At 63.0% G+C, this 4,804-nt stretch carries 5 protein-coding genes and 1 pseudogene; all 6 read left to right on the top strand.

Annotated elements, in window-relative coordinates; translation table 11 throughout:
* A pseudogene (locus BST27_RS35160) lies at window positions 1-161 on the top strand (DUF3558 domain-containing protein); the annotation flags it as partial.
* Window positions 125-319 (top strand): hypothetical protein, encoded by a 195-nt coding sequence (locus BST27_RS29615; protein WP_211285331.1) that lies wholly within the window; start codon window positions 125-127, stop codon window positions 317-319. The pseudogene BST27_RS35160 and the gene BST27_RS29615, both read left to right, overlap by 37 nt.
* Before the next feature lie 475 nt (window positions 320-794).
* The gene (locus tag BST27_RS29610) at window positions 795-1,025 is read left to right on the top strand and encodes a hypothetical protein (RefSeq protein WP_069419765.1); all 231 of its coding nucleotides are present in this window, start codon (window positions 795-797) and stop codon (window positions 1,023-1,025) included.
* Window positions 1,026-1,181: 156 nt separating this feature from the next.
* Complete coding sequence (locus tag BST27_RS29605) at window positions 1,182-2,978, top strand: acyl-CoA dehydrogenase (RefSeq protein WP_069419764.1); 1,797 nt, start codon at window positions 1,182-1,184, stop codon at window positions 2,976-2,978.
* Between the two features lie 495 nt (window positions 2,979-3,473).
* A complete protein-coding gene (locus BST27_RS29600) occupies window positions 3,474-3,698 on the top strand; it encodes a hypothetical protein (protein ID WP_156789270.1) in 225 nt (74 codons plus the stop codon).
* Window positions 3,698-4,192 carry a hypothetical protein gene (locus BST27_RS29595; RefSeq protein WP_069419762.1) on the top strand — a complete coding sequence of 165 codons (495 nt, stop codon included), beginning with the start codon at window positions 3,698-3,700 and terminating at the stop codon, window positions 4,190-4,192. Before BST27_RS29600 ends, BST27_RS29595 begins: the two co-directional genes overlap by 1 nt.
* The last annotated feature ends 612 nt before the right edge of the window (window positions 4,193-4,804 follow it).

Raw genomic sequence — 4,804 nt, 5'->3', positions numbered from 1 at the left:
ATTCCGAGAAGCAGTATCCGAACCTGCTGAAGGAATGTGAGGTCCTGACCACCGACGTTCTGGCGAAGACGGTGGGTTCGGCACCGCTACCGGCGGAGCCGGCGGCGAGGGCGGCAAGGCGGGGGTGTTTGGCGACGGCGGTAGCGGCGGCGCCGGCGGGGAGGCGTTCGGGGCCGGCGGCGCCGGTGGGGCCGGCGGCGATGCCGTCCTGTTCGGCGACGGCGGTAACGGCGGCAAGGGCGGGACTGGCATGCCCCCGGGCAAGGGTGGCACTCCCGGGGCTGGGGGGCTGTTGTTCGGTCTGGACGGGTTGGCGTAGCCGGCGCGGTGGCCGAAGCGCGGCCATTGATTCTTTCGACGTGTACTAGCTGAAGGGGCGGCTTTGTAAACGCCGCCGAACCGCCTCGACTTCTTGCGCCAGTTTGACCCTTTTCTCGTGAAAAGCCGTGTCGGCCAGGCAGACTGAATGGTTCAAGCCTCGAACGAGCCGCAGTGCAGTACTTCGCCACCGCCACTTTCATTGCGATGCACGGCAGGTGCACCAAAGGCGCAGGTGTGGGGCCGGACCACAAATGGGTACCTATTGACCATCGGGTTTTAAGTCTCACGTCTGATAGGGAACTGGAGTCGTCTCGTGACCGTCGCATCGCTCGCAGAGATTCCATGAACTCGGCCACGGGCCTACCGGCGCCTGCGGCGTGCCTTCCTTTTCGGATGCATCGAGTCAGGTACATCCCACTAATGCGGCAACTTCAGTCCGTCGATCAGCGGCGGATGGGCTAGCGGACGCAACGATGGTTCTGCGAAACATCATTGGCCGGATCGCACTGGAACGCGGCTGGGAACTGAGTTTGTCGTCGTCCGTCCTGCAGCAATACAGCAAGGGCGACACCACCATCAAGGTTCGCTACCTCCACACCGGCGCCATCTGGCATGCGGAGTGGTACCGCGGCGGGACGCGCCGCGACGTCGGCTCGCAGGACCCCAACAAACGGGACGTGGTCATCGCATGGTTGGAGGAATAGCGCGGTGGTGATTTGCAGGACGTGAGTCAGGTCAACAAAACGTCATCAACGCTTTCCGGCCGGGTTGATTGCGGTGCCGCTGGTGCCTTCCCTCCACAATGGAATGACCGACCGGAAAGCGCGGTACCCGTCGCTTCGAATGCGTAAAGGAAACTCATGAAATCCGTGTTGTTGTCGCGCCGCGACCTGGATTTTCTCTTGTTCGAGTGGTTACGGGTTGACGAGTTGACGAAGCGGGACCGCTTCACCGAGCACTCACGCGAGACGTTCGACGCGGTGCTCGATCTGTGCGAGCAGCTGGCGACGCGCTACTTCGCGCCGCACAACAAGAAAAACGACGCGAACGAGCCGACGTTCGACGGCGAGAAGGTGACCTTGATTCCCGAGGTCAAGGAGGCATGGGATGCATTCGCCGACGCGGACCTGATCGCGACGGCGCTGGACGACCGGCTGGGCGGCGCGCAGTTGCCCATTTCGGTCGCGCAGGCCGGCATCGCCTGGTTCTACGCGGCGAATGTCAGCACCTCCGGCTACCTCATGCTGACGATTGCCAACGCCAACCTCCTGGCGCATTTCGGCAGCGACGACCAGGTGGAGGCGTTCCTCAAGCCAATGCTCACCGGGCGGTTCTCCGGCACGATGGCGCTGTCCGAGACCCAGGCGGGTTCGTCGTTGGCCGACATCCTCACCCGCGCTGAGCCGCAGCAGGACGGCACGTACCGGCTGTTCGGGTCGAAGATGTGGATCTCCGGGGCCGAGCACGAGCTGACCGACAACATCGTCAACCTGGTGCTGGCGAAAATCCCCGGCGGACCGGCCGGCACGAAGGGCATCTCTCTCTTCATCGTGCCGAAATACCTGGTCGACTCCGACGGGTCGATCGGCGAACGCAATGACGTGGTACTCGCCGGGCTGAATCACAAGATGGGCCAGCGCGGGATCACCAACACGGTGCTCAACCTGGGCGAAGGAACCTACACGCCGGGCGGAAAGCCCGGTGCCGTCGGCTATCTCGTCGGCGAGCCGCACCGCGGCATCACCTACATGTTCACCATGATGAACGAAGCGCGCCTCGGCGTGGGGATGAGTGCGGTGGCGCTCGGTTACACGGGCTACCTCAAGTCCGTCAAGTATGCGCGCGAGCGCCCGCAGGGCCGTCCGGTGACGGCCAAGGACCCGTCGACCCCGCAGGTGCCGATCATTGAACACGCCGATATCAAGCGAATGCTGTTGGCGCAGAAGGCATATGTCGAAGGTGGGATGGCGCTGCTGTTGTTCTGCGCAAGGCTGGTCGATATTCAGCGCAGTGCCGAGTCCGACGGCGAGCGTGAGCGCGCCACGCTGCTGCTCGACATGCTGACGCCCGTTGGCAAGAGCTGGCCGTCGCAGTGGTGCCTCGAAGCCAACAGCCTCGCCATCCAGGTGCACGGCGGGTACGGCTACACCCGCGAGTACGACGTCGAACAGCACTATCGCGACAACCGGCTCAACCCCATTCACGAAGGCACGCACGGCATCCAGAGCCTCGACTTGCTGGGGCGCAAGGTGACGATGCGCGGCGGTGCGGGGCTCGCGGCGGTGGGAGAAGCGATCGGCCAGACGGTGGCCGAGGCCACCGGGTTGGGCGACCAGAGTGCGGAACACGCAGCCCAGCTGAACGCGGCGTGGCAACGTCTGGTCTCGGTCACCGCCGCGATGTTCGGCTCAGGTGACATCGACGCCGCGCTGGCCAACAGCGTGCTGTATCTCGAGGCGTTCGGGCACATTGTGGTGGCGTGGATCTGGCTGCAGCAGGTGCTCGCAGCGCAGGGCCGCGATGGTGACTTCTACGACGGCAAGCGTCAAGCCGCCCGCTACTTCTACGGCTACGAACTCCCGAAGACCGGCCCCCAACTCGACCTTTTGGAGCGCCTGGACCGGACCACGTTGCAGATGCGCGACAGCTGGTTCTGAGCGCCGCCGGCGCTGCATTGCGGCTCTACATTGTGAGCAAGTATTGCCGCGATCGCCTACCAAGGTCCGGCGCTAACACCGTCAGGAATCACCCGAAAAGAAAACGTCAAGCGTCAGCCGACGTCATATTTGAAGCTCGGAGCCCCCTGTCAGGATTGAACTGACGACCGCTCGGCGGCAGGTTACACCTGCATTGAGTTTGCTAGAGTCCGGGTAAGTCCAGATACGCGACCTTGGGCTATTAACTATCGTCCAGGTGTGTCCATGACGATACTCGGCGTGTCATGCGCGTTTGTAGTCCGAAAGTAGTCGGTCCCGTTGGATCAAGGCTGGCGCGCCATCGCTCACGCGATGGCTTGCCACTGAACGCCGGGGGTCGACGGGAGCGCAGATCGCGATGTCAACCGCGTTGGTATTGGAGACAGCCAACCGGAGGGTCAACGGCCAGCGGTGGGGTACGCGAAGGTGTCAGGTGCTGGAGCGACACTGTTCGTCATGGCAATCAAGGTGCGAATGACATCAGACGAACCGTCCCTCATATTCGGAGACCGAGACAGGTTGGAAGTCGCCGCTGGCGGCGTCCTGAAGATCAGCAAGGCAGACGGAAAGACCCTCTACATCAACCCAACGAGGTGGGCGACCGCCGAAGAGACTCCGGGTCCAGCCGCAATGCCAGTGGTCGGCGACCCTGAACCGGCCCCGGAAGACCATGCGTTCTAGTGTCTGACGAGTTAACCTCCGACAAGCGTCTTGAGTTGGCTTATGCGGCCGCGCAAGACCGGTTGAAGTTGCAGGACGCCACCCTCGCGAATACGCGAACTCGGGCGAACAACCTGCTGGCTACCACCGCGCTGTTCGTGTCCTTCTCGACGGGTGTTGGACTGATCAGCACCAATTCGGAATCAGAGACAGCGCTCTGTCCCGGCGTGGCCCTGGTGCTCCTATTGGTAGTCGTTGCGCTCGGCATCAGCGTTCTGGTCGTCGCCTGGCCAGCTAAAGGCTGGTGCTACACACCTTCTGCGTCCAAAATCATGACCAGGATCGCCGACGGCGACAGCGAAGCGGACATTCGTCGGTACGTGATCGACGCAATGATCCGCGGCGCCGAAGCAAACCATTCCATGCTCGAACTCAGGCAAAACGCCTTCCGCTGCGCAGTCGTCCTGCTTGTCGTCGAGATCGCGCTGCTTCTCAGCGCCCTAGCCCTGTACTGAGAAGGGAGCGAACGTGACTGACCACTGGGACAACGTGAATATGCCCGAAGAGATAGAGCGAGAGCGCCGCCGGAAAGCGGAGGCCGAGAAGGCCAAACGACGAAAAGTTGAAGAGCGCAGTAGGCGGCACCGAAAAGTCGAAGAGCGCAGTCAGCCGCAACGGCGGGTCGAGGAACGCAAGCCAAACCGTCGCGGCCGGGACAGTTAGCCGTCCCTAATGATCAGGCCGGTTCGGGCGGCAGGATCATGCTGCGGGGTACCCGTCACCGCTGAGGACGCTTCCGGTATGCCTGTAGCCGGCATGCTTCCGAGCACCATTTGCGCCGGCCGGACACCGGTGCGCCGCACTTTGGGCACACTCGCGGCTGCGGTGTAACCCGTACGGAACCCGTACGGCCACCAACTGGACCGGCGCCGTTCCCGGCCGTTTTCGTGTCGGTTTCCGTCGACCGGGCTGTCTCGCCAACCGTGTTGTCTTGCAACGTAATTGGCTGCTCAGGTGCCCCGGATTCGCCTTCGGGGTCGATTTCTGGGGAACCGTACAGACAAAATTTCACAGAACCCAACGGCGGTACGCCCTTAACGGGGGGAGGGGGTGGCCCCCATGGGGGG

Origin of the sequence: Mycobacterium intermedium (assembly GCF_002086275.1) — a bacterium.
Taxonomy (GTDB): domain Bacteria; phylum Actinomycetota; class Actinomycetes; order Mycobacteriales; family Mycobacteriaceae; genus Mycobacterium; species Mycobacterium intermedium.
Note: the sequence above shows the minus strand (reverse complement) of the source record. Positions and strands in the feature narration are given on the sequence as shown.

Excerpts from the sequence above, each read along its gene's own strand:
- BST27_RS29610 (WP_069419765.1), top strand. The coding sequence starts at position 795 with ATGGTTCTGCGAAACATCATTGGCCGGATCGCACTGGAACGCGGCTGG.
- BST27_RS29605 (WP_069419764.1), top strand. The coding sequence starts at position 1,182 with ATGAAATCCGTGTTGTTGTCGCGCCGCGACCTGGATTTTCTCTTGTTC.
- BST27_RS29600 (WP_156789270.1), top strand. The coding sequence starts at position 3,474 with ATGGCAATCAAGGTGCGAATGACATCAGACGAACCGTCCCTCATATTC.